This is a genomic window from Streptomyces sp. 2-1 (genome assembly GCF_048564895.1).
GTDB lineage: Bacteria > Actinomycetota > Actinomycetes > Streptomycetales > Streptomycetaceae > Streptomyces > Streptomyces phaeochromogenes.
The window spans coordinates 2010810-2032339 of sequence record NZ_CP183383.1; the positions used below are offsets into that span (position 1 = coordinate 2010810).

At 70.5% G+C, this 21530-nt stretch carries 20 protein-coding genes; 9 read left to right on the forward strand and 11 right to left on the reverse strand.

The window, feature by feature from the left end; translation table 11 throughout:
• Positions 1–174: 174 nt before the first annotated feature.
• Genes ACN20J_RS08820 through ACN20J_RS08830 form a run of 3 tightly spaced genes read left to right on the forward strand, consistent with a single transcriptional unit; the run spans position 175 to position 3704 of the window.
• A complete protein-coding gene (locus ACN20J_RS08820; protein WP_419665656.1) occupies positions 175–1548 on the forward strand; it encodes a DUF6777 domain-containing protein in 1374 nt (457 codons plus the stop codon).
• A gap of 31 nt (positions 1549–1579) precedes the next feature.
• Positions 1580–3532, forward strand: a complete 1953-nt coding sequence (locus tag ACN20J_RS08825) for a protein kinase domain-containing protein (protein WP_419665657.1) — start codon at positions 1580–1582, stop codon at positions 3530–3532.
• A 13-nt stretch (positions 3533–3545) separates the two neighbouring features.
• Positions 3546–3704 carry a hypothetical protein gene (locus ACN20J_RS08830; protein ID WP_107102596.1) on the forward strand — a complete coding sequence of 53 codons (159 nt, stop codon included), beginning with the start codon at positions 3546–3548 and terminating at the stop codon, positions 3702–3704.
• A 54-nt stretch (positions 3705–3758) separates the two neighbouring features.
• Here the strand turns inward: ACN20J_RS08830 and ACN20J_RS08835 are convergent, their stop codons facing one another.
• From ACN20J_RS08835 to ACN20J_RS08850, 4 genes are all read right to left on the reverse strand, one after another.
• Entirely contained in the window at positions 3759–4973 is a 1215-nt protein-coding gene (locus ACN20J_RS08835; RefSeq protein WP_189843817.1) for a sensor histidine kinase, read from the reverse strand.
• Positions 4970–6697, reverse strand: a complete 1728-nt coding sequence (locus tag ACN20J_RS08840; protein ID WP_189843818.1) for a cation acetate symporter — start codon at positions 6695–6697, stop codon at positions 4970–4972. The genes ACN20J_RS08835 and ACN20J_RS08840 overlap by 4 nt, the downstream gene beginning before the upstream one ends.
• Positions 6698–6791: 94 nt before the next feature.
• The gene (locus ACN20J_RS08845) at positions 6792–7148 is read right to left on the reverse strand and encodes a hypothetical protein (protein ID WP_055617080.1); all 357 of its coding nucleotides are present in this window, start codon (positions 7146–7148) and stop codon (positions 6792–6794) included.
• A gap of 11 nt (positions 7149–7159) precedes the next feature.
• A complete protein-coding gene (locus ACN20J_RS08850; protein ID WP_055617081.1) occupies positions 7160–7915 on the reverse strand; it encodes a LytR/AlgR family response regulator transcription factor in 756 nt (251 codons plus the stop codon).
• Between the two features lie 77 nt (positions 7916–7992).
• On the opposite strand from ACN20J_RS08850, the gene ACN20J_RS08855 reads away from it, so the two are divergent.
• The 3 genes from ACN20J_RS08855 (at position 7993) to rocD (ending at position 10745) form a co-directional block, all read left to right on the forward strand.
• A complete protein-coding gene (locus ACN20J_RS08855; RefSeq protein WP_055617082.1) occupies positions 7993–8481 on the forward strand; it encodes an Lrp/AsnC family transcriptional regulator in 489 nt (162 codons plus the stop codon).
• A 213-nt stretch (positions 8482–8694) separates the two neighbouring features.
• Positions 8695–9516 (forward strand): dimethylargininase, encoded by an 822-nt coding sequence (gene ddaH / locus ACN20J_RS08860; protein ID WP_361908636.1) that lies wholly within the window; start codon positions 8695–8697, stop codon positions 9514–9516.
• The gene (gene rocD / locus ACN20J_RS08865; RefSeq protein ID WP_246575576.1) at positions 9513–10745 is read left to right on the forward strand and encodes an ornithine--oxo-acid transaminase; all 1233 of its coding nucleotides are present in this window, start codon (positions 9513–9515) and stop codon (positions 10743–10745) included. Before ddaH ends, rocD begins: the two co-directional genes overlap by 4 nt.
• A 151-nt stretch (positions 10746–10896) precedes the next feature.
• On the opposite strand, the gene ACN20J_RS08870 is transcribed toward rocD, so the two are convergent.
• Genes ACN20J_RS08870 through ACN20J_RS08885 form a run of 4 tightly spaced genes read right to left on the reverse strand, consistent with a single transcriptional unit; the run spans position 10897 to position 14658 of the window.
• Complete coding sequence (locus ACN20J_RS08870) at positions 10897–12204, reverse strand: NAD(P)/FAD-dependent oxidoreductase (RefSeq protein ID WP_259333987.1); 1308 nt, start codon at positions 12202–12204, stop codon at positions 10897–10899.
• Complete coding sequence (locus tag ACN20J_RS08875) at positions 12201–12995, reverse strand: amino acid ABC transporter ATP-binding protein (protein ID WP_189843820.1); 795 nt, start codon at positions 12993–12995, stop codon at positions 12201–12203. The genes ACN20J_RS08870 and ACN20J_RS08875 overlap by 4 nt, the downstream gene beginning before the upstream one ends.
• The gene (locus tag ACN20J_RS08880; protein WP_189843821.1) at positions 12992–13759 is read right to left on the reverse strand and encodes an amino acid ABC transporter permease; all 768 of its coding nucleotides are present in this window, start codon (positions 13757–13759) and stop codon (positions 12992–12994) included. The genes ACN20J_RS08875 and ACN20J_RS08880 overlap by 4 nt, the downstream gene beginning before the upstream one ends.
• 14 nt (positions 13760–13773) lie before the next feature.
• Positions 13774–14658 carry a substrate-binding periplasmic protein gene (locus ACN20J_RS08885; RefSeq protein WP_259333988.1) on the reverse strand — a complete coding sequence of 295 codons (885 nt, stop codon included), beginning with the start codon at positions 14656–14658 and terminating at the stop codon, positions 13774–13776.
• 313 nt (positions 14659–14971) lie between these two features.
• Between ACN20J_RS08885 and ACN20J_RS08890 the strand changes: the two genes are divergently transcribed.
• The 3 genes from ACN20J_RS08890 to ACN20J_RS08900 all read left to right on the forward strand — a co-directional run bounded on the left by ACN20J_RS08890 (position 14972) and on the right by ACN20J_RS08900 (position 18228).
• Complete coding sequence (locus tag ACN20J_RS08890; RefSeq protein WP_189843823.1) at positions 14972–16180, forward strand: CdaR family transcriptional regulator; 1209 nt, start codon at positions 14972–14974, stop codon at positions 16178–16180.
• Positions 16181–16335: 155 nt separating this feature from the next.
• The gene (locus ACN20J_RS08895; RefSeq protein ID WP_189843824.1) at positions 16336–17067 is read left to right on the forward strand and encodes a lysophospholipid acyltransferase family protein; all 732 of its coding nucleotides are present in this window, start codon (positions 16336–16338) and stop codon (positions 17065–17067) included.
• A gap of 135 nt (positions 17068–17202) precedes the next feature.
• Entirely contained in the window at positions 17203–18228 is a 1026-nt protein-coding gene (locus ACN20J_RS08900; protein ID WP_246575579.1) for an NAD-dependent epimerase/dehydratase family protein, read from the forward strand.
• Positions 18229–18289: 61 nt separating this feature from the next.
• Here ACN20J_RS08900 and ACN20J_RS08905 read toward each other — a convergent pair whose 3' ends face one another.
• The 3 genes from ACN20J_RS08905 to ureG all read right to left on the reverse strand — a co-directional run bounded on the left by ACN20J_RS08905 (position 18290) and on the right by ureG (position 21475).
• A complete protein-coding gene (locus ACN20J_RS08905) occupies positions 18290–19876 on the reverse strand; it encodes an alpha/beta hydrolase (RefSeq protein ID WP_246575580.1) in 1587 nt (528 codons plus the stop codon).
• Positions 19877–20021: 145 nt separating this feature from the next.
• Positions 20022–20795, reverse strand: a complete 774-nt coding sequence (locus ACN20J_RS08910) for an urease accessory protein UreD (RefSeq protein WP_419665658.1) — start codon at positions 20793–20795, stop codon at positions 20022–20024.
• Complete coding sequence (ureG, locus tag ACN20J_RS08915; protein WP_189843827.1) at positions 20792–21475, reverse strand: urease accessory protein UreG; 684 nt, start codon at positions 21473–21475, stop codon at positions 20792–20794. The genes ACN20J_RS08910 and ureG overlap by 4 nt, the downstream gene beginning before the upstream one ends.
• Positions 21476–21530 lie beyond the last annotated feature (55 nt).

The window sequence follows — 21530 nt, forward strand, 5'->3', positions numbered from 1 at the left end:
CCTTTTCCCCTTTCGGTCACTCCGTACACACTGGGAATTCCCCTTGACTGAAAGGCTTTTCCATTCAGTAGCATGATGCGTGACGCCCTGCTTCCGCTCTGCAGGGTTACGGGGGATCCGCTGGGGGGAGCGGTCATGACAATTCACGCATGCTTGCTGAGGACCGGAAAAACCGTGGTCCGAAGGCTTGCGGTGCTACTCGCCGCTGCGGTGATCCTCAGCGGCTGCACGGAACAACGCCTGTTCGCGGTGAAGGCCGTCGCTGCCGGAGTACCGTCACTCGCACCTTTTTTCGAAGAGGACGGCTCGCTCGGCACCGACGAGACGAAGCTCCGGCCGGAGCAGGCGCACAGTGGCCTGCAGCAGGGCAACACCCCTGGTCTGTACGGGGGTACGCAGAAACCCAAGGTCTGTGACGTCGATCGTCTCAAGGATTTCCTCACCGATCCCAGGAACCGTCAAAAGGCCCGGGAATGGGCCCGCATCGTGGGCATTACGCCTGATCGGATCGAGGGGTACATCGACGACCTCACACCCGTTCTGCTGCGTCACGACACTCTCGTGAAGAACCACGACTACAAAAAGGGCAAGGCTGTCGCCTTCGACGCATTGCTGGAGGCCGGGATCGCGGTATTGGTGAACGACCAGGGACTTCCCGCCGTGAAGTGCTCGTGCGGAAATCCGTTGCAGTCCTTCGACAAGGATCCCGAGAAGATCTCGGTCAAGTTCGAAGACGGCAACAAAAAGTGGGAGGGCTACGAGAAGTCCGACGTGGTGACCGTCAAGCCCTCGCCGCAGCCGCTGGAGCAGATCGCACTGATCGACGTGGACGACCCGGACCAGGGCATCAACCGCCCCGTCGGCAGCTCGGGCGAGAACGACGAGCCGTTCGACGCGACGAAGCAGCACGCGGTGCCGCGCGTCACCGGAATGACCTTCGACCAGGCCAGCCAGCGGCTGTCCGAGCTCGGGCTGGCGGCGATGTCCTCCGACGGGCTCCCTTCGGGCGACGCGGCGGTGACGGGCTCCGATCCGGGGCCGGGCACCGAGTTGCGGTTCGGGGAGGCGGTGACCCTGAGCGTCGCGGACGACGGGGAGGAGCCGGGTACGCCTCCGAAGTCGGACCCGTCCAAGGAGCCGAGCACGGACGACCCGGCATCGGACGACCCGACCACCGTAGGACCGACCACGGACGATCCGACGACGGACGACCCGTCGACGAGCGACCCCACCACGGAGGACCCGGACACGGGCGATCCGGACACGGGCGATCCGTCGTCCAGCGAGCCCACCACCGATCGGCCCACGACTGGCGAACCCACCACGAGCGAACCCACGACGGCCGTCCCGACCACCCCCACCACGTCGAGCACGCCGCCCACAGTCGAGCCGACCTCCGCGGAGCCCACGTCCGCGGAGCCGACCTCCGCCGATCCGACGTCCGTCGAGCCCACGCGGAGCGAGCCGGTGACCAGTGAACCCGCGTCGAGCGAACCCGGCTCGTCCGGTGCGCTGCCCTCGGGCGAGTCCGCTGCCGGCCCGGCGTAAGCCCACCCAGCCGAACCCCGGGAGTGACCGGATGGCATCAGGATCACCGCAGTCGGGAGTCGGCCGGGTCATCGCCGGCCGGTACCTTCTGCTGAACCAGCTGGGCAGCGGCGGCATGGGACATGTCTGGCTCGCCCACGACCAGCGGCTGGCCTGCGAGGTCGCGCTCAAGGAGATCGTGTTCCGCAGCCCGGGCGAGGACGGCGACCGCTCGGCCAGGGTCGCCCGGGCCCGCGCCGAGGCCCGGCACGCCGCGGGGCTGCGCGGCCACCCGCACGTGGTGACCGTGCACGACGTCCTGGAGCACGAGGGGCTGCCCTGGATCGTCATGGAGTACGTGCCGGGCGCGCTCGACCTGCACGCCCTGGTCACCCAGCGGGGGCCGCTGGCCCCGGCCGAGTGCGCCCGCGTCGGACTCGCCGTGCTCGACGCGCTGACCGCCGGGCACGAGCGGGGCGTCATGCACCGGGACGTGAAGCCCGCCAACATCCTGCTGGCCCCGGACCGGGCCGGGTCGCCGTACGCCCGGGTGCTGCTCACCGACTACGGCATCTCCGTGCAGCCCGACGGCGGCGAGACGCGGTACACGCAGACCTCCGTGCTGGTGGGCACCGCCGGGTATCTGGCGCCCGAGCGGGCCCAGGGCGGGCCGCCCACCGCCGCGGCCGACCTGTTCTCGCTGGGCTGCACGCTCTACTACGCCGTCGAGGGCTACGGCCCCTTCGACCGCGACTCGGGACTCGCGGCGCTGACCGCCGTCGTACTGGAGGAGCCGCGTCCGACGCTGCGCGCGGGCGCGCTGGAGTCGCTCCTGGCGGCGATGCTCACCAAGAACCCCGTCCAGCGGATCACCGCGGAGGAGGCCGAGGGCGCGCTGTCCGCGATCCTGACACCGCAGTCGCATCCGCGGACCCAGTTCGACCCCGGCTCGGAGCCGCCCTGGGCGGGTGGGCCCACCCATACGGCCGCACCCCGTGCCCCCGAGCCACCCGGGCCCTCCCAGAGCCACGCGAACGGCTCACAGTGGTACGCGCCGTCCGCCGCCCAGGAGTCCTCGGCGGCGCCGGGCCAGGCGAACCCCGCCATCTGGCCGCCGCCGGGGCAGGGGCCCTCCCCTTGGCCGACCGGGCAGGGGTACGGGCCTCCCCCGGCCACCACCAGCCGGCGCCGCCCGCGCCACCGCGCCCTGAAGGCCGTACTGGCGACCGCGCTGGGGCTGGCCCTGGCGGGCGGCGGGACCTGGTACGCGATGGCTTACCTGCCGGAGAAGGGCGCGGGGAAGCCGTACGGCGAGGCCGTCGGTCTCACCACGCCGCTCCAGGACGGCGACTGCGTCGACGCCGAATGGCCCGGCACGCCCTTCTCGGGTGAGCCCGCCCTCAAGGTCGTGGACTGCGACGCCACGAACACCGAGGGGCAGGTCCTGGCGGTGTTCGAGACCGGCTCCGCCGAGGAGGCTCGCACCGGAGCAGCCGCCCAGTGCGAGCAGCGCACCGGGGAGACCCGTAAGAAGCTGGCGGACATCCGCGCCTTCGCCGCTGTCCCGACCGCCGACGGCTTCGATGCCGCCGACCGTCGCGTCGCCTGTCTGCTGCTGGACGCACGCGGCTTTCCCGTGTACGGCCCGCTCGGGGACAACCGCAAGCCGGGCAGCCTCTTCAAGGACACCGCGACCATGCAGAGGCGGGACTGCCTCGACCAGGTTTCCGGCAACCGCGCCAAGCTGGTCTCCTGCGACGGCCCCCATGAGCAGGAGGTGCTCGACTTCTTCCGCATGCCTCCGGGTACCAGCCTCGACGACGCACACGACAAAGCGCCCGAAACCTGCCAGAAGGAGATCCCGCCACAGGACTACGGCTACGACCCCAGCGTCTACGAGGCCGCCGCCTGGGTGGGTAACAGCGGGTGGAACTCGGGGACGCGTTTCGTAGTGTGCACTGCAATTCGCCAAGACCGGGGCACCATGGAGAAAGACGAACCATGAGGAGGGTGTTGCGATGCCCGGTTCTACTAAGACCATGGGAGTGCTCACCGTAGGCGGACTGGTGGTGGTCACGGCCTACACGGTGGCGCTCGGGAGCAGCGGCTGGCTGTGGTTCGGCTGGGTGGTGCTCGGTCTGATCACGCTGGCCATGGTGGTGTCGCGCCCCACCTGACGCATTCCGCAATCAGTCCCCCGGGCAGCTTCGGCGGTTCTTCGCCCGGGGGGCTCATTCGCGGGGCAGGCGCCCCGCCGAGTGCACGCCCGGCTGGTATTTCGGCAGCCGGGCGGTGATTTTCATGCCCGCGCCGAGTGCGGTCTCGATGACGAGGCCGTAGTCGTCGCCGTACACCTGCCGCAGCCGGTCGTCGACGTTCGACAGGCCGATGCCGCCCGAGGGGCTGACCTCGCCGGACAGGATGCGGCGCAGCCGGTCGGGGTCCATGCCGGGGCCGTCGTCCTCGATGACGACGAGTGCCTCGGCGCCCGCGTCCTGCGCGGTGATGCTGATGCGGCTCTTGTCGACCTTCCCGCCACCGCCTTCGAGGCCGTGCTTCACGGCGTTCTCGACGAGCGGCTGGAGGCAGAGGAAGGGCAGGGTCACCGGGAGCACCTCGGGGGCGATCTGCAGGGTGACCGAGAGCCGGTCGCCGAAGCGGGCCCTGACCAGCGCCAAGTAGTGGTCGATGGCGTGCAGTTCGTCGGCGAGCGTGGTGAAGTCGCCGTGCCTGCGGAACGAGTAGCGGGTGAAGTCGGCGAATTCCAGGAGGAGTTCACGGGCCCGCTCGGGGTCGGTGCGGACGAACGAGGCGATCACCGCGAGCGAGTTGAAGATGAAGTGCGGGGATATCTGGGCCCGCAGCGCCTTGATCTCGGCCTCGATCAGGCGCGTACGGGACTGGTCGAGGTCGGCGAGTTCCAGCTGGACCGAGACCCAGCGGGCGACCTCGCCGGTGGCCCGGACGAGCACGGCCGACTCGCGGGGCGCGCAGGCGACGAGCGCCCCGTGCACCCGGTCGTCGACGGTGAGCGGGGCGACGACGGCCCAGCGCAGCGGGCAGTACGGCTCGTCGCAGTCCAGGCGGAAGGCCTCGCCGCGGCCGGTCTCCAGCGGGCCGCCGAGCCGCTCCATGATCTGGTCCCGGTGGTGTTCGCCGACGCCCTCCCAGGCGAGGACCGTGTCCTGGTCGGTGAGGCAGAGCGCGTCGGTGCCGAGCAGGGTGCGCAGTCGTCGCGCCGATTTTCGGGCCGTCTCCCCGGTGAGCCCGGCCCGCAGCGGCGGGGCGGCGAGCGACGCGGTGTGCAGGGTCTCGAAGGTGGCGTGCTCGACGGGGGTGCCGAGGCCGCCGAGGGTCGACGGGCGGGAGGTGCGCCGGCCGAGCCAGAACCCGGCCGCCAGCAGCGGGAGTACGGCCACGCAGAGCCCGGCCAGGAAACCGCTCATGCCTTGACCTCCGCGCGTACCTGGCCGCCGGCCAGTTCCTCCGGCAGATGGAAGCGGGCGAGGATGGCGGCCGTTCCGACCGGCACCCGCCCGGGTGTCGCGAGGGAGACCAGCACCATGGTGAGGAAGCCCAGGGGCACCGACCAGAGTGCGGGCCAGGCGAGGAGCGCGTGCAGTGAGCCCGTGCCCGGGAAGCCCGCCATGGTGGCGGCGACCGCGAGCAGTGCCGAGCCGCCGCCGACGATCATCCCGGCCGCGGCGCCCGGCGGGGTGAGCCGGTGCCACCAGATGCCGAGGACGAGCAGCGGGCAGAAGGACGACGCGGAGACCGCGAAGGCGAGCCCCACCGCGTCCGCGACCGGCAGTCCGCCGACGATCGAGCTGGCCGCGAGCGGCACGATCATGGCGAGGACCGTGCCGAGCCGGAAGTGCCGTACGCCGCGCGAGGGCAGCACGTCCTGGGTGAGCACGCCCGCCACCGCCATGGTCAGCCCCGACGCCGTGGACAGGAACGCGGCGAAGGCCCCGCCCGCCACGAGCGCGCCCAGCAGGTCCCCGCCGAGTCCGCCGATCACCCGGTCGGGCAGCAGAAGTACGGCGGCGTCCGCGTCCCCGGTGAGGGTCAGCTCGGGCGCGTACAGGCGGCCCAGCGCTCCGTAGACGGGCGGCAGCAGGTAGAAGGCGCCGATCAGGCCGAGGACGGCGACGGTGGTGCGGCGGGCGGCGACGCCGTGCGGGCTGGTGTAGAAGCGGACGACGACGTGCGGCAGTCCCATGGTCCCGAGGAAGGTGGCGAGGATCAGTCCGTACGTGGCGTACAGCGGGCGTTCCTCGCGGCCGGCGGCGAGGGACGTCGACATGCCGCCGTTGCTGCCGCGGTCCGCGACGGGGACCGGGTCGCCCTTGGTGAAGGTGAGCCGGGTGCCCTGTTCGATGCGGTGGACGCCGGCCGGGAGCCGGACCCGTTCGTCCTCGTATCGCTCGCCGTCGACCGTGCCCGTCGCGGTGACGCTCAGCGGTTGGCCGAGCTTGAGGTCGAGTCCGGCGTCGATGCGGACGACGCGGTGCTCGCGGAACGTGGCCGGTTCGTCGAAGGGGCGGTCCGGGGCTCCGTCGCCCTGCCAGGCGAGGACGAGAAAGAGCGCGGGGACCAGCAGGGCGGTGAGCTTGAGCCAGTACTGGAAGGCCTGCACGAACGTGATGCTGCGCATGCCGCCCGCGGCGACCGTCGCGACCACCACGACGGCGACGATGATCCCGCCGAGCGGCTTGGGGGCGCCGGTCAGGACGTTCAACGTCAGCCCCGCGCCCTGGAGTTGGGGCAGGAGGTAGAGCCAGCCGACGCCTACGACGAAGGCTCCGGCCAGCCGCCTTACGGACTGCGAGGCGAGCCGGGCCTCGGCGAAGTCCGGGAGCGTGTAGGCGCCGGAGCGGCGGAGCGGGGCCGCGACGAAGAGCAGCAGGACGAGATAGCCGGCGGTGTAGCCGACCGGGTACCAGAGCATGTCGGGGCCCTGGACGAGGACGAGGCCCGCGATGCCGAGGAAGGAGGCGGCGGAGAGGTACTCGCCGCTGATCGCCGCCGCGTTCAGCCGGGGTCCGACCGTGCGCGAGGCCACGTAGAAGTCGGAGGTGGTGCGGGATATGCGCAGGCCGAAGGCGCCGACGAAGACGGTCGCGACGACCACGAGCGCGACCGCGGGGACGGCGTAGTTCTCGTTCACGGCTTGCTCTCGATCACAGGCTGTTCTCGCTCACGGGCTGTTCTCGCTCACGCGGTGCTCTCGTCCATTGGGCTCAGCGGGTCTCGTTCACGGGTCAGCGGTCCTCGACGAGGCGGACGAAGTCCTTCTCGTTGCGGTCGGCGCGGCGCACGTACCAGCGGGCGAGGAGCACCAGCGGCGGATAGACGCAGAAGCCGAGCACGATCCACTCCAGGCTCGAACTGTCTCCCATCGACGCGAACACCAGCGGCAGCGGGCCCACGAGGAGGACGAGCACGGCGAACACGGTGAGTGCGGCGCGCAGTTGGGAGCGCATCAGCGAGCGGACGTACGTGTGCCCGAGCGTGGTCTGCTCGTCGATCTCGGTGCGCGGCCGGGAGCGGCTCAGCGGGCGTGTACGGCGCGGCGGGCCGGTGACGACGACACGGCGGTCGGTGGGGTCCTGGGGCATCTCGGGCCTCCTCAGCTCGCGGTCCGGCGCATCAGCAGGTCGCGCAGCTCGCGGGCGTGACGGCGGCTGACCTGCAGTTCGACCGAGTCGACCAGGACGCTGACGGTACCCGCGTCCAGGCGGAGTTCGCTGATGTGGCCGAGGGCGACGAGATGGCGGCGGTGGATGCGGACGAAGCCGCGCGAGCGCCAGCGTTCCTCGAGGGTGGAGAGCGGGATGCGGACGAGGTGGCTGCCCTGGGCGGTGTGCAGCCGCGCGTAGTCCCCGTGGGCCTCGGCGTGGGTGATGTCCTCCACGGCGACGAAGCGGGTGACTCCCCCGAGCTCGACGGATATGTGGTCCGGGTCGGGTTCGTGCACGGGTATCAGCGGGGCCGCGTCCATCTGCTCGACGGCCCGGCGGACGGCCTCGGCCAGCCGCTCCCGGCGTACGGGCTTCAGGACGTAGTCCACGGCCTTGAGATCGAAGGCCTGCACGGCGAAGCCCTCGTGGGCGGTGACGAACACGACGAGCGGCGGTTTGGCGAACCCGGCGAGCAGCCGTGCCATGTCGAGACCGTCGAGGCCCGGCATGTGGATGTCGAGGAAGACGACGTCGATGCCCTCGTCGCCGTCGGGGCCGCTCTCCAGGGCGCGGTTGATCCGGCGCAGGGCGGCCGTGGCATCGCTCGCGCCCTCGACGCTGCTCACCCGTGGATCGGCGTCCAGCAGATAGAGCAGCTCTTCGAGGGAGGGCGGTTCGTCGTCGACGGCGAGGGCGCGCAGCATGAACCCGGAGTGTAGGAGTAATTCGCACGCCTGCACATGCGGCGGGCCAGGTCGTCGTCGCTGGATACAGTGCCCGCATGACACCCACGTCCGCCCCCTTCGACGATCTCGACCGCAAGATCGTCACGGCTCTGATGGCGAACGCCCGCACGAGCTTCGCCGAGATCGGCGCGGCGGTCGGTCTTTCCGCCACCGCGGTCAAGCGCCGGGTCGACCGGATGCGCGAGACCGGCGTGATCACCGGGTTCTCGGCGACGGTGGAGCCGGCCGCGCTGGGCTGGCGTACGGAGGCGTACGTGGAGGTGTACTGCGAGGGCGCCGCCCCGCCCCGGCGGCTCGCGGAGGTGATGCGCAACCATCCCGAGATCACCGCCGCCATGACGGTGACCGGCGGCGCGGACGCACTCCTGCACGTGCGGGCCAGGGACGTGGAGCACTTCGAGGAGGTGCTGGAGCGGATCCGGGTGGAGCCGTTCATCCGCAAGACGATCAGCTACATGGTGCTGTCGCATCTGCTGCCGGAGAGCCCGGAGGCGGGGGCGAGCCAGCCGGCTCCGGAGGCGTGAGCCGGCCCGACCCGGAAACGTGAGCCTTCTGCGGCCCGGACAGCGGGAGTGAGCCCCCTCCGGACCACCCACGCAGCAATCGTGCGTGGACCGGTCCGAACACGCAGCATCCCTGCGGTGACGCGCAATCCCCGATTCTTGTCGAGACCGGCCTCCGCTTCCTACCGTTGAGGTATCCCACCCAACACCGCAGGAAAGCGGAGGAACCCCTCTGTGCCCATGAGTCGTGTGCCGCGATCGAGGCGCTTTCTGGTCTGTGAACCCAGACACTTCGCCGTGCAGTACGCCATCAATCCCTGGATGCATGAGGACACACAGGTCGACGTGGATCTGGCCCGAGGACAGTGGGCGGAGCTGGTCCGCGCCTACCGCGCCCACGGCCACACCGTCGACAGCGTGGAACCGGTCGCCGGTCTGCCGGACATGGTCTTCGCCGCGAACTCGGCGCTGGTCGTGGCCGGCCGGGTCTTCGGCTCGCTCTTCCACGCGCCGCAGCGCCGCCCTGAGTCGACCGCGTACGAGACGTGGTTCAAGAACGCGGGCTTCGACGTCTACCGCCCCGAGACGGTGTGCGAGGGCGAGGGCGACCTGGTCTTCGCCGGCCGCTATCTGCTGGCCGGCACCGGATTCCGTACGGAACGGGCCGCCCACCACGAGGTGCAGGAGTTCTTCGGTGTCCCGACGGTCAGCCTCACGCTGGTGGACCCGCGCTTCTACCACCTGGACACGGCGCTGTTCGTGCTCGACGACGGACCCGAGGCGAACATCGCGTACTACCCGGAGGCCTTCTCCGCGGGCAGCCGTGAGGTGCTCCGGCTGCTGTTCCCGGACGCGGTGATCGCCACGCACGAGGACGCGATGGCGTTCGGGCTGAACTCCGTCTCGGACGGCCGCCACGTCTTCATCGCGCCGCGCGCCGAGGCGCTCGCGGGTGAGCTCGCCCGCCACGGCTATGTTCCCGTCCCCGTCGACCTGTCGGAGTTCCAGAAGGCAGGCGGGGGAATCAAGTGCTGCACCCAGGAGATCCGCTCATGACCGTCGCTCCCAGCCGCTCCCTGCGTTCGTCCGCCGAGCTGATCAGCGCCGAGGAGCCCGTCCTCGCGCACAACTACCACCCGCTGCCCGTGGTCGTCGCGCGCGCCGAGGGCGCCTGGGTCGAGGACGTCGAGGGCCGCCGCTACCTCGACATGCTGGCCGGCTACTCGGCCCTCAACTTCGGGCACCGCCACCCGGCGCTGATCGAGGCGGCACACCGGCAGCTCGACCAGCTGACGCTCACCTCACGCGCGTTCCACAACGACCGGCTGGCCCAATTCGCCGAGTCCCTGGCCGAGTTGACGGGCCTGGACATGGTGCTGCCGATGAACACGGGCGCCGAGGCCGTGGAAAGCGCCATCAAGGTGGCCCGCAAGTGGGCGTACGAGGTGAAGGGCGTCCCCGCCGACCGGGCGACCATCGTGGTGGCCGCCGACAACTTCCACGGCCGTACGACGACCATCGTCAGCTTCTCCACCGACGAGACGGCCCGCGCGGGCTTCGGCCCCTTCACGCCGGGCTTCCGCGTGGTCCCGTACAACGATCTCGCCGCGCTCGAAGCGGCGATCGACGAGACGACCGCGGCCGTCCTGATCGAGCCGATCCAGGGCGAGGCGGGGGTCGTCATCCCCGACGACGGCTATCTGCGCGGCATCCGCGAACTGACCCGGCGCACCGGATGCCTGTTCATCGCGGACGAGATCCAGTCCGGCCTCGGCCGTACGGGACGCACGCTCGCCGTCGAGCACGAGGACGTCGTCCCGGACATGCTCCTGCTCGGCAAGGCGCTCGGCGGCGGCATCGTGCCGGTATCGGCGGTGGTCGCGCGGCGCGATGTGCTCCAGGTACTGCGGCCGGGCGAGCACGGCTCGACGTTCGGCGGCAACCCGCTGTCCGCGGCGGTCGGCTCGGCCGTCGTGGAACTGCTGGAGACGGGCGAATACCAGCGCAGGGCCGCGGAGTTGGGGATCGTGCTGAGGGGCGGCCTGGACGCCCTCGTCGGCAAGGGCGTCCAGGGCTTCCGGGCCCGCGGCCTGTGGGCGGGCGTCGACATCGACCCCGCCATCGGCACCGGCCGCGACATCAGCGAACGCCTCATGCGCGAAGGGGTCCTGGTGAAGGACACCCATGGCTCGACCATCCGGCTCGCTCCCCCGCTGACGATCACGGGGGAGGAACTCCGGACGGCCCTGGGTTCCCTGGAAAAGGTACTGACGGAAGGGGCCTGACGGCTCGGGCGCCCCACCAGGGATTTTTTGGGGGGCGCCCATCACTCACCAGGCGGGGGCGCCCGCCTTCTCTTTTAGGGGCGCGGGGAACTGCGCGACCAGCCCCTACCGGCCCGCAGCCAACACCCCACCCCGTCCGAGGCACGCCGGCTCAGGACAGAAGCCGATCGAACCGGAACGGCGCAAGGGCTTCGGGCTTCCGCCCCGTACGGATGTACTCGGCGAGCCGGTGCCCCGTCACCGGCCCGAGCGTGACCCCGAGCATCCCGTGTCCGGTGGCCGCGAACGCGTTCTCGGACCCCGGCACACGGTCGATCACCGGAAGCCCGTCGGGCAGGAAGGGCCGCCCCCCGACCCAGGGATCCCGGATCAGGCTGACGAGGTCGTCCGGATCGTCGAACCAGCGCCCCAGATAGTGCCGACTGGCAAGCGCGACAGCCACGATGCGCCGCCAGTCGAGGCGGTTGTTGTTCCCGCTCAACTCCATCGTCCCGCCGATCCGCGTGGTGCCCCCGATGGGCGACGCGACGGCCTTGCGCTCGCCGAAGTACAGCGTGTGCCGGGGCGCCGGATCCAGGTCCACCGAGAAGCTGTAGCCCTTGCCCGCCTGGAGGGGCAGCGGACTCCCCAGGGCACGCAGCAGACCCGGTGATCGCATTCCGGCGGCAACCACGACGGCCGAGCAGGGAATCTCACCCTGGGCGGTGCGGAGCGCGGTGACCCGCCCGCCCGAGGACCGGAACCCGGTCGCCTCCGCGTTCTCGTGGACCTTCACGCCCAGGGCCGCCAACGCCTCCCCGAGCGCACGCGCGAACGCCTCGGGATCGACCACGCCCTCCCCCTCGACGAGATAGGCCGCCCGCACCCGGGACGACAGCGCGTCGTCCAGCAGCCGCGCCCCGGGACCCGTGGTCACGTCGTCGGGCATCGGATAGCGGCCGTCCGCCATCTCCCGCTGGACCGCGAGATGGTGCCGGGCCTCGGTCGCCGACAGGAAGGCGTGCACCATGCCGGGCCGGGTCAGCGTCGTGTCGACCCCCGCCTCGCGCAGGCCGTCGAAGAGGTCGAACGTGTCCTGGTTGAGCTCGGCGATCGCCGTGTAGCCGCGCCGGAAGGCGGCCGGTGTACTGCTGCGCCAGAACCGCCACAGCCACCGTACGAACGCCGGGTCCGGCAACGGCCGCAGATAGAGCGGCGAATCGGGCCGGCCCAACGAACGCAACGCGTAGCGCACAACCCCCGGGGCGGGCACCGGCGTCGAATGGCTGAGACAGACCCAGCCGGCGTTGCCCCGGGACACCCCGGAGCCGAGACCGCGCCGCTCGACGACCTCCACGGGGACACCGGCCACGGCCAGGTAGTACGCCGTGCACAGTCCGACGACGCCTCCTCCGACGACCACGACGGGGTGGTCGCCGACCGGACCCGTCGTACCGGCCGCGGTGGACGCAGCGGTCATGACGCGGTTCCGTACGAGGCGAGGAACTCCCGGGTACGGGCCTGGGCGGGGCTGTCGAGGACGTCCTCGGGCGTGCCCTCCTCCACGATCCGGCCGCCGTCGACGAAGACGACGTGGTCGGCCACCTCGCGGGCAAAGGGGAGTTCGTGGGTGACCAGCAGCATGGTCATCCCGTCCGCGGCGAGTTCGCGCATCACGCTCAGGACCTCCCGGGTGGCCTCCGGGTCCAGGGAGGACGTGGGTTCGTCGAAGAGGAGCACCTCGGGCTTGAGCGCGAGGGCGCGGGCGATTGCCACACGCTGCTGCTCGCCGCCGGAGAGCTGGTCGGGGTGGGCGAGGGCGCGGTGGGCGACCTTGACCCGGCGCAGCAGGGCGACGGCCCGTTCCAGCGCCTCCTGTTCGGGGATGCCCGCCTTGCGCTGGGCGAGGACGACGTTCTCGACGGCCGTGAGGTGCGGGAACAGGTGGAACCGCTGGAAGACCATGCCGACGGTGCGGCGCAGCCGGGCCAGGTCGCGGCAGACCGTACGACCGCCCTGGTGCACGACCTCTCCGGCGACCTCGACCGTGCCCTTGTCGGGCCGTTCGAGGAGGTTGACGCAGCGCATCAGCGTCGTCTTGCCGCCGCCGCTCTGGCCGATGACGCTCACGATGCGGCCCCGGCCGACCTCCAGGTGGACGTCGTCGAGCACGAGGCGGCCGTCGAAGGACTTGCTCAGCCCGTCGATCCGTACGACCGCTTCGGGGGTCACAGGTGCGGGGGTCTTGGTGGTGATGACGGGCTCGGTCATGCCGTCACCTCCTTCCGGTCGGCATCCACGACTAGGTCGCTCGCGAGCAGCGCGCGGGCCGCCCGCATCCGGCGCCGGCGCCATGGGGACAACGGGACGCCCGCCCGTACCTTCCGCTCCAGCAGCAGGAGGAGCTGGGAGAGCGGGTAGCAGAGGGCGAAGTAGATGGCCGAGATGACCAGGTAGACCTCCAGTGCCCGGAAGGTGGCCGAGGTGATGAGCCGTCCCTCGGACATCAGCTCGGCGGCGGAGACGGTGACGAGCAGCGAGGTGGACTTCAGCAGGTCGACCAGCATGGTGTTGGTGCCGGGCAGCGCCTGCCGCAGGGCCTGTGGCAGGACGATGTGGCTGAAGATGCCGGTCCTGCCGAGGCCGAGCGCCTCGCCCGCCTCCGTCTGCCCGGCGTGAACACCGCTGATCGCGGAGCGGAAGATCTCGGACAGGTAGGCGGCGTAGAAGACGACGAGGCTCAGACAGCCGGCCGTGAAGACGTCCAGCCGGAGCCCGGCGGAGGCCAGGCCGAAGTAGGTCAGGAAGATGATGGCCAGTAGCGGGACGTTCTTGAAGACCTCGGTGTAGACGGCGGCGACGGCCCGCGCGGGCCACGCCTTGCTCAGCCGCAGCAGTGCCACCGCGAGGCCGAGGGCGACCGCGCCGACGAAGCTCACCGCCGTGTAGGAGACCGTGCGCCAGAGTGCGTCGAGGAGGTCGGGCCGGTATTCGGACCACGGGACCTGGAAGAGGCCGGAGGCGATGTCGTTCATGGATGTTCCTCCCCTCACTGCGCGATGGACGGGGGCGTCCAGTCCTGGGGCCGGTCCACTCCCCGGCGCGCGGTGGCGACGTCGGCGGAGGGCTTGAGGAACTGCTCGGGGTCGCCGCCGTACTTCTTGACGAGCTTCTCCAGCTCGCCGTTCTCGTACATGGCGTCGATCTGCGCGGAGATGGCCTTCTCCAGCTTGGTGGCCTTCTTGGGCAGGTAGAAGCCGGTCTGGTACGGCTGGAAGTACTCGTACGCCGGCTTCGCCTTGACCTGTGCGGCAGTTGGCGGCGTCATGTACTGGGTGTCGATCTTCAGCTCCGGGCGTTCCTTCTGTGCCGCGATGATGATCAGCGGGTCGAGGAAGCCGACGTCCACGCGGCCCGCGCCGAGGTCGTCGAACACGCCGTTGGCGTCGGGGTAGGCGTGCAGCTCGGCACCGGGCACGGCCTGGATGGACTTGACCCAGACGTACCCCTCGACCGTCCCGAGCTGCAGGCCCTTCAGGTCGTCGACCGTCTTGTACGTCTTGCCGGACCGTACGGCCATCGCCGGGGGCGAGTAGTAGGGCGGGTCGGTGAACAGGCCCTGTTTCTGCCGGTCGGCGGACCAGGCAACGCCGCCGATGGTGATGTCCACGCGGCGGGACTGCACCCCGGCGAGCATGCCCGCGAAGTCCGTCACCTGGGGCTTGACCTCAAGGCCGAGCTTCTTCGCCGCGTAGGCGAGGATGTCGCCGTCCAGGCCGACGATCCTGCCGCCCTGGACGCTGGTGTAGGGCGCGTACGGCTGGACGGCGACCTTGATCACGCCTGGCGTGATCGTGCCCAGCGCGGCGGTCTTCGCGGAGACGTTCTTCGGTTCGTCGTCGCCGTCCGAACCACAGCCGGCGACCGCCGGCATCAGGAGGATCGCTGACAAAACAGCGACAAGTGAGCGCACACGGATCATCGGCTTGGGCCTTCCGTAACGGCACGGGTATCGGCAGTGAAGGGGCCCGCCGTTCACCGCGCTGTGCCCCCGGCGGGGATGTGATGGGCTCATACGCTAGGGACCGGCCGGTCGTGCGTCACCGTTCACTTCGTACGAACTTGGGGCCGAAATCGCGCGGCCTGCTGTACGGTGCGTCCACTTCGACACCTCGGATCCACCGCCGGTCCGTCGTCGTCCGTCCCCGATCCATCCCCGGTCCGTCCCCTCGACGGGAGGAACGCCCGTGCTGAGTCCGTCGCTCGCTCAGGAGATCGCCGGGGACACCTCCGCGGTAATCGGCTTCAACGTGCTGATCACCGACGCGGACGGGATGGTCATCGGCAGCGGTGACACCCACCGGGTCGGCACGTTCCACGAGGCGTCCGTCGAGGTGATCCGTACACAGGAACCGGCCACTCACAACGCGACGCAGGCCCATCTGCTCCAGGGCGTCCGCCCGGGTGTCACGCTGCCGCTGGTCACCGACGGGCAGGCCGTGGGGACGGTCGGTATCACCGGTACGCCTGCCCAGGTCCGCCGATTCGGCCTGCTGGTGAAACGGCAGACGGAGATCCTGCTCCGGGAGTCGGTGATGCTCCGCTCCCGGTTGCTCGCCGAACGGGCGGCCGAGAAGCTCCTCGCCGACCTCGCCTCGTACGACCCGCAGGTGGTGGAGGGCGACTTCCTCGTCTTCCGGGCCGCCGAGCTGGGCTTCGACCTGCGGCTGCGGCGGGTCGCGGTGGCGTTCGAGGTGACCGTGCCGGACACGGGCGGCCGTCGGCACGGCACGCCGACGCGGGACATGGCACTGGTCCGCTCTGAGCTGCTCCGCACGGTCCGCGAGGTGTTCGCCGACCCGCAGGACATCATCGCCACGACGGCTCCCGGCTGGATCGGCGTACTGCACCGGCTCCAGCCCGACCAGCCCGAGGGCGCCCTGTCCGTCGACTGCCGACGCGTCACCGACCTGATCGCCGCGCAGGGCGGCCTCACGGCGCGCGCGGGAATCGGCGAACCGGCGGCCTCCGTCGGCGCCCTGCACGACTCGTACCAGGACGCGTGCGACGCGCTGCGACTCGGCGCCCGGCTGGCGGGCCGTGCGCCCGTCCATCTGATCACCGATCTGCGGGTCCACCAGGTGCTGGCGGCGGTCGGCCAGCCCGCGCGCAACCGCCTGCTCGCCCTGACCGCCACGGATCTGCGCGCCCAGCCGGACTGGCCGGTGCTCCGCGACACGATCACCGCGTGGTGCGAGAACGGCTTCAACCTCGTACGGGCGTCCGCGGCCCTGCACGTCCACCGCAACACCGTGGTCTACCGCATGAACAAGATCGAGCAGATCACCGGCCGGCCCCTGCGGGAGCACCGGACCACCATGGCGCTGTATCTCGCCTGCCTGGCCGACCAGTTGGGCAGCGGCGACGCGTCAGGATCTGGCCAGGTACTGCCCTGACGGGTGGTCCGGAAGAGGGCAGCGGGGCACCATGAGTGCGTTCGGGGACGGTTACGGAGATCCGCCTCTGCACATACACTGGCGTCCCGCAGCACACCTGTTGACCAGCCAGAACGCGGCGGTTGAGCCGATCCTGTGAAGTGAGGAGCGACCCCTTGTTCTATTACGTTCTCAAGTACGTGATTCTGGGACCGCTGTTGCGGCTGGTCTTCCGCCCTCGGATCGAGGGTCTGGAGCACGTACCGGCGACGGGTGCGGCCATCGTCGCGGGCAATCACCTGTCGTTCTCGGACCACTTCCTGATGCCCGCGATCCTCAAGCGGCGCATCACGTTCCTCGCCAAGGCCGAGTACTTCACGGGCCCGGGCGTCAAAGGCCGGCTGACAGCGGCCTTCTTCCGCAGCGCGGGTCAGATCCCGGTGGACCGCTCCGGCAAGGACGCGGGCCAGGCGGCCATCCGCGAGGGCCTCGGCGTACTGAGCAAGGACGAGCTGCTCGGCATCTACCCGGAGGGCACCCGCTCGCACGACGGCCGCCTCTACAAGGGCAAGGTCGGCGTCGCGGTGATGGCGCTCAAGGCCGGGGTCCCGGTCATCCCGTGCGCGATGATCGGCACCTTCGAGGCCCAGCCCCCGGGCCGGAAGATCCCCAAGATCCACCCCGTGTCGATCCGCTTCGGCGAGCCCCTCGAATTCTCCCGCTACTCCGGCATGGAGAACGAGAAGGCGATCCTGCGCGCCATCACCGACGAGATCATGTACGCCATCCTCACCCTCTCCGAGCAGGAGTACGTCGACCGGTACGCGGCCGTCGTCAAGGCGGAGGAGGCCGCCGAGAAGGCGGCGGCGCAGGCGAAGCGCAAGTTCCCGCGTATGCCGCTGAGGTGACTCCCGCCGGACCGATGCCCTCCGGACCGATACCTGCCGGGCCGATGTTCGCCGGGCCGATGTCCGTCGGGCCGGGACGATCTGCCCAGAGCTAATGCACTGGGATCCCGGCCGCCGGAGCCCTACGGTCGCCGCATGGGACGAGCTGTGGTGATCGGAGCGACGGGACAGATCGGGCGGGTGGCCGTGGGGGCTCTCGCCGAGGACGGCTGGGAGGTGACGGCCGTCTCGCGGGGCGGCGGACAGGACGAGTCCTGGCCCGACGGGGTACGGACGGCGCGGGCGGACCGCGCGGACGACTCCGCCCTGGCCGCCGCGGTCGGCGACGGCTGCGACGTACTGGTGGACATGGTGGCCTACGGGCCGGAGCACGCACGGCAGTTGACGAATCTGGCCGGTCGCGTCGGATCGGCCGTGGTGATCTCCAGTGTGTCGGTGTACGAGGACGACAAGGGCCGCAATTTCGATACGCAGGAGCAGCCCGACGGGTTCCCGGAATATCCGGTGCCCCTGCCGGAGGACCAGCGGACCATCGCACCCGCCGAAACCTCCTACAGCACCCGCAAGGCCGGTCTGGAGCGTGAACTCCTCGCCGCTGCCGACGAGTTGCCGACCACGCTGTTGCGAGCGGGCGCGATCCACGGGCCGCACTGCCGTACCCCGCGCGAGCTGTACTTCGTCAAGCGCAACCTGGACGGCCGGCGTCGGCGCGTACTCGCGTACGGCGGGGAGAGCCGGTTCCATCCGGCCAGCGTCCACAACATCGCGGAGCTGGTCCGCCTGGCCGCGCGGAGGCCCGGCGCCCGGGTGCTGAACGCCGTGGATCCCGACGCGCCCACGGTGGCGGAGATCGGCATCGCCATCGACGCGGTGATGGGCGTCGAGACCGAGAGCGTCCTAGTCGACGGACCCGCGCCCGCCGGGGCCGTGGGCGACACCCCGTGGTCCGTTCCGCACCCGGTGGTCTGCGACATGGCCGCCGCCGAACGGGAGTTGGGGTACCGGGCGGTGGCGCGGTACGCGGAGACGCTGCCGGACACCGTCGCCTGGATCGAGCGGCAACTGGCGGGGCGGGACTGGCGGGAGGCGTACCCGAAGATGTTCCAGAACTACGGCGACCTCTTCGACTACGCGGCGGAGGACGCCTGGCTGCGGGCATGAACGAGGATGAGGGGCGGCCGGGATTCCCGGCCGCCCCTCATCTTTCCTCGTACCGCTACTGCTACGGCTTGGGCGTGGCGTGCGGGGTGCACGTCACGTCGGCCGAGTCGACCTTGCCGGTGAGCAGGTAGGTGTCCACCCGGTCGTTGATGCAGGGGTTGGCCAGACCGGTCACACCGTGCGAGCCCGCGTCCTTCTCGGTGATCAGGCGGGAGCCCTTGAACCGCTTGTGCAGCTCGACGCCACCCTCGTACGGAGTCGCGGCGTCACGCGTGGCCTGCACGATCAGGACGGGCGGCAGACCCTTGCCGGACTTCACGTTGACCGGGGTCTGCTGCTTGGCGGGCCAGGTCGCGCACGGCAGGTTCAGCCAGGCGTTGGCCCACGTCATGAACGGGTAGTTCTTGTGCAGCTTGGTGTTGTCGCGGTCCCACTTCTTCCAGCTGGTGGGCCACTTGGCGTCGGTGCACTCGACGGCCGTGTAGACGGCGTTGCCGTTCTCCGAGGCGATGTTGCCCGCGGTGTCCGACGGGTCGGGGGCCGCGGCGTCGACGAGTGCCTGGGTGTCACCGGCGACGTACTTGCTGAAGACGGTCGCGACCGGCACCCACGACGAGTCGTAGTACGGGGCGCTCTGGAAGAAGCCGATGAGCTCGGCCGGGCCGACGACCCCACCGATGGGGTTCTTCTTGGCGGTGGCACGCAGCTTCAGCCACTGCTCCTGGACCTTGGCCCGGGTGTCGCCGAGGTGGAAGGCCGCGTCGTTCTTGGCGACCCAGTCCTGCCAGTCCTTCCAGCGCATCTCGAAGGCGACGTCCTGGTCGAGGTTGGCCTCGTACCAGATCTTCTCGCGCGACGGGTTGACGACGCTGTCCGCGATCATGCGGCGGACGTGGGTCGGGTACATCGTGCCGTAGACGGCGGCGATGTACGTGCCGTACGAGACGCCCAGGAAGTTGAGCTTCTTCTCGCCGAGCGCGGCCCGGATGACATCCAGGTCGCGGACGGTGTTGGGGGTCGTCATCTGCGGCAGCATGTCGCCGCTGCGCTCGGCGCAGCCGTCCGCGTACTCGGCGGCGAGCTTGCGCTGGGCGCGCTTGTCGGCCTCGGAGTCCGGCACCGGGTCCATCTTCGGCGCCTTCACGAACTCCTGCGGATCGATGCAGGAGATGGGCGCCGAGTGGCCGACGCCACGCGGGTCGAAGCCCACGAAGTCGTATGCCTTCGACGCCTTCACCCACAGCGGGTTCTTGTTGGTGACCCGGGTCGGGAAGCGCAGTCCGGAGCCGCCGGGGCCGCCCGGGTTGTAGACGAGGGCACCCTGGCGCTCCGCCTTGGTACCCGTGTTGCCGATGCGGTCCACGGCGAGCTTGATCTTCTTGCCGTTGGGCTTCGCGTAGTCGAGCGGGACGGTGACCCAGCCGCACTGGATGGGCTTCGCGATCCCCCAGTCGGCCGGACAGTCCGTCCAGTCGATGCCTGCCTTGGCCGCGCGAGCGGCGGCGATCGCGGCGCCGCGCGTCTGGCTGTCCTGGCCGTGGCGGCTTTCCGCGCTGGCCGTCGGGGCCGCGACGGCGCCGGCTATCAGCGTCGCTGTGACGAGCGCTCCGGCCGAGCCGAACGCCGTCGCCCTTCTCAAACCCCTCAAGTGAGTCCTCCCCCTACTGTCTACTGTCGTTGTGGTCAGTAGGGGGATCCTTCCGGCTGTGAGGTCCCTGAGAACAGGGGTGAAGTGGCTTCTTTGCCAATCCGATAACCGGAACATCACTGCCCGTTGAGCGGTGCGGTTTGTTTCAGGCGAGTACGCCGAGTGCCTCGTCGAGGATGCGCCGCAGACGCAGCGCGTCGGGCGCGAGCGCGGTCACAAGCGCCCCGGGACCGGCGAGCGGAGTGAGCACGGCGTACTCCCCCAGCAACCGCGCCTCGACCGGTTTCCGCACGAACTCCGGTCGTACGACGATGAGTTGCCCGAGCGCCCGATGCCCGGCGAGCACGGCGGGACCGTCCCATCCACCCGGCGCCCCGGGCCCGCAGGAGAGCTCCTGGTCGAACAGCGGACGCCCGTCGAGCCGCACGGTGAGCCGACTGGCAAGCCGCCCGGGCTCCTCGTTGGCCCGCCCGAGCACCTGCTCCTCGCGCAGCACCAGCCGCGCACCGGCCGCAAGGTCCACACACGTACTCACGCACAGCTCGCTGCCGTTCGCGGAGATCAACTGCTCGGGCAGCCAGCGCAGTTCACCACCGTCGGCCACGGTGAGCCGTACGTCGTAGCGCGCCTCGCCCTTGGCCTGCCCCGGCAGCGCGATGGTGGCGGCGGCCGACCCGACATGCAGCCGCGCACCGTCACCGACCTCCGCCTCGACGGTGAAGTGGTCACCGCCCAGCGGCCCGCTCATCGCACCGACCAGCATGACCCGCGCCTCGGAACCACTGGCCCGCGTGCGGCGCAGGGCGAGCGGCCCCTGCCCCTCCAGCGTGGGCAGGGCAGTACCGCCCCGCCCGTCGGCCCGCGCCCCGATCCGCGCGAGGGCACGCACCCCGGCCACGCCTGCGTCTCCGGCGGTCATGCCGTCCACGCGGCGAGCTGCACCCGCACCCAGGCGGCGACGTCCTTCACCCCGTCCTCGCCCCGCAACGACTGGAACACGACCGGCAGTTCGGCCCGCTGCGCCTTTGCGTCGGCGGCCATCCGCCCGAGGTCGGAACCGACGTACGGAGCGAGGTCGGTCTTGTTGACGACGAGCAGGTCGGCGGTAGTAACCCCGGGCCCACCCTTACGAGGAATATCGTCCCCACCGGCCACATCAATCACAAAGATCTGAGCATCAACAAGCCCTTTGCTGAAGGTGGCGGTGAGGTTGTCACCCCCCGACTCGACAAGAACGAGATCCAGGGGCCCGACCTCGTCCTCCAGATCCTCGACGGCTTCGAGATTCGCGGAGATGTCGTCCCGAATCGCCGTGTGCGGGCAGGCCCCGGTCTCCACGGCAGTGATCCGCTCGGGCGGCAACACAGCCTCCCGCAACAGGAACTCGGCATCCTCACGCGTATAGATGTCATTGGTGACAACCGCCAACGCCAGCTCATCCCGCAGAACCCGACAGAGCGCCGCCACGGTGGCGGTCTTCCCGGACCCGACGGGCCCCCCGAGCCCGATCCGCAGCGCCCGCCGCCGCCCGTCGGGCCGGTGGGCGTCGGCGCTTGCGGCCGGGGGGCCGTCATGGGTGTGAAGGTGATCGAGGTGCATGGTGGCGGCTCCATTTCTGCTGCTGGGGGAACTCTCTGTTTCTGCTATTGGGGAA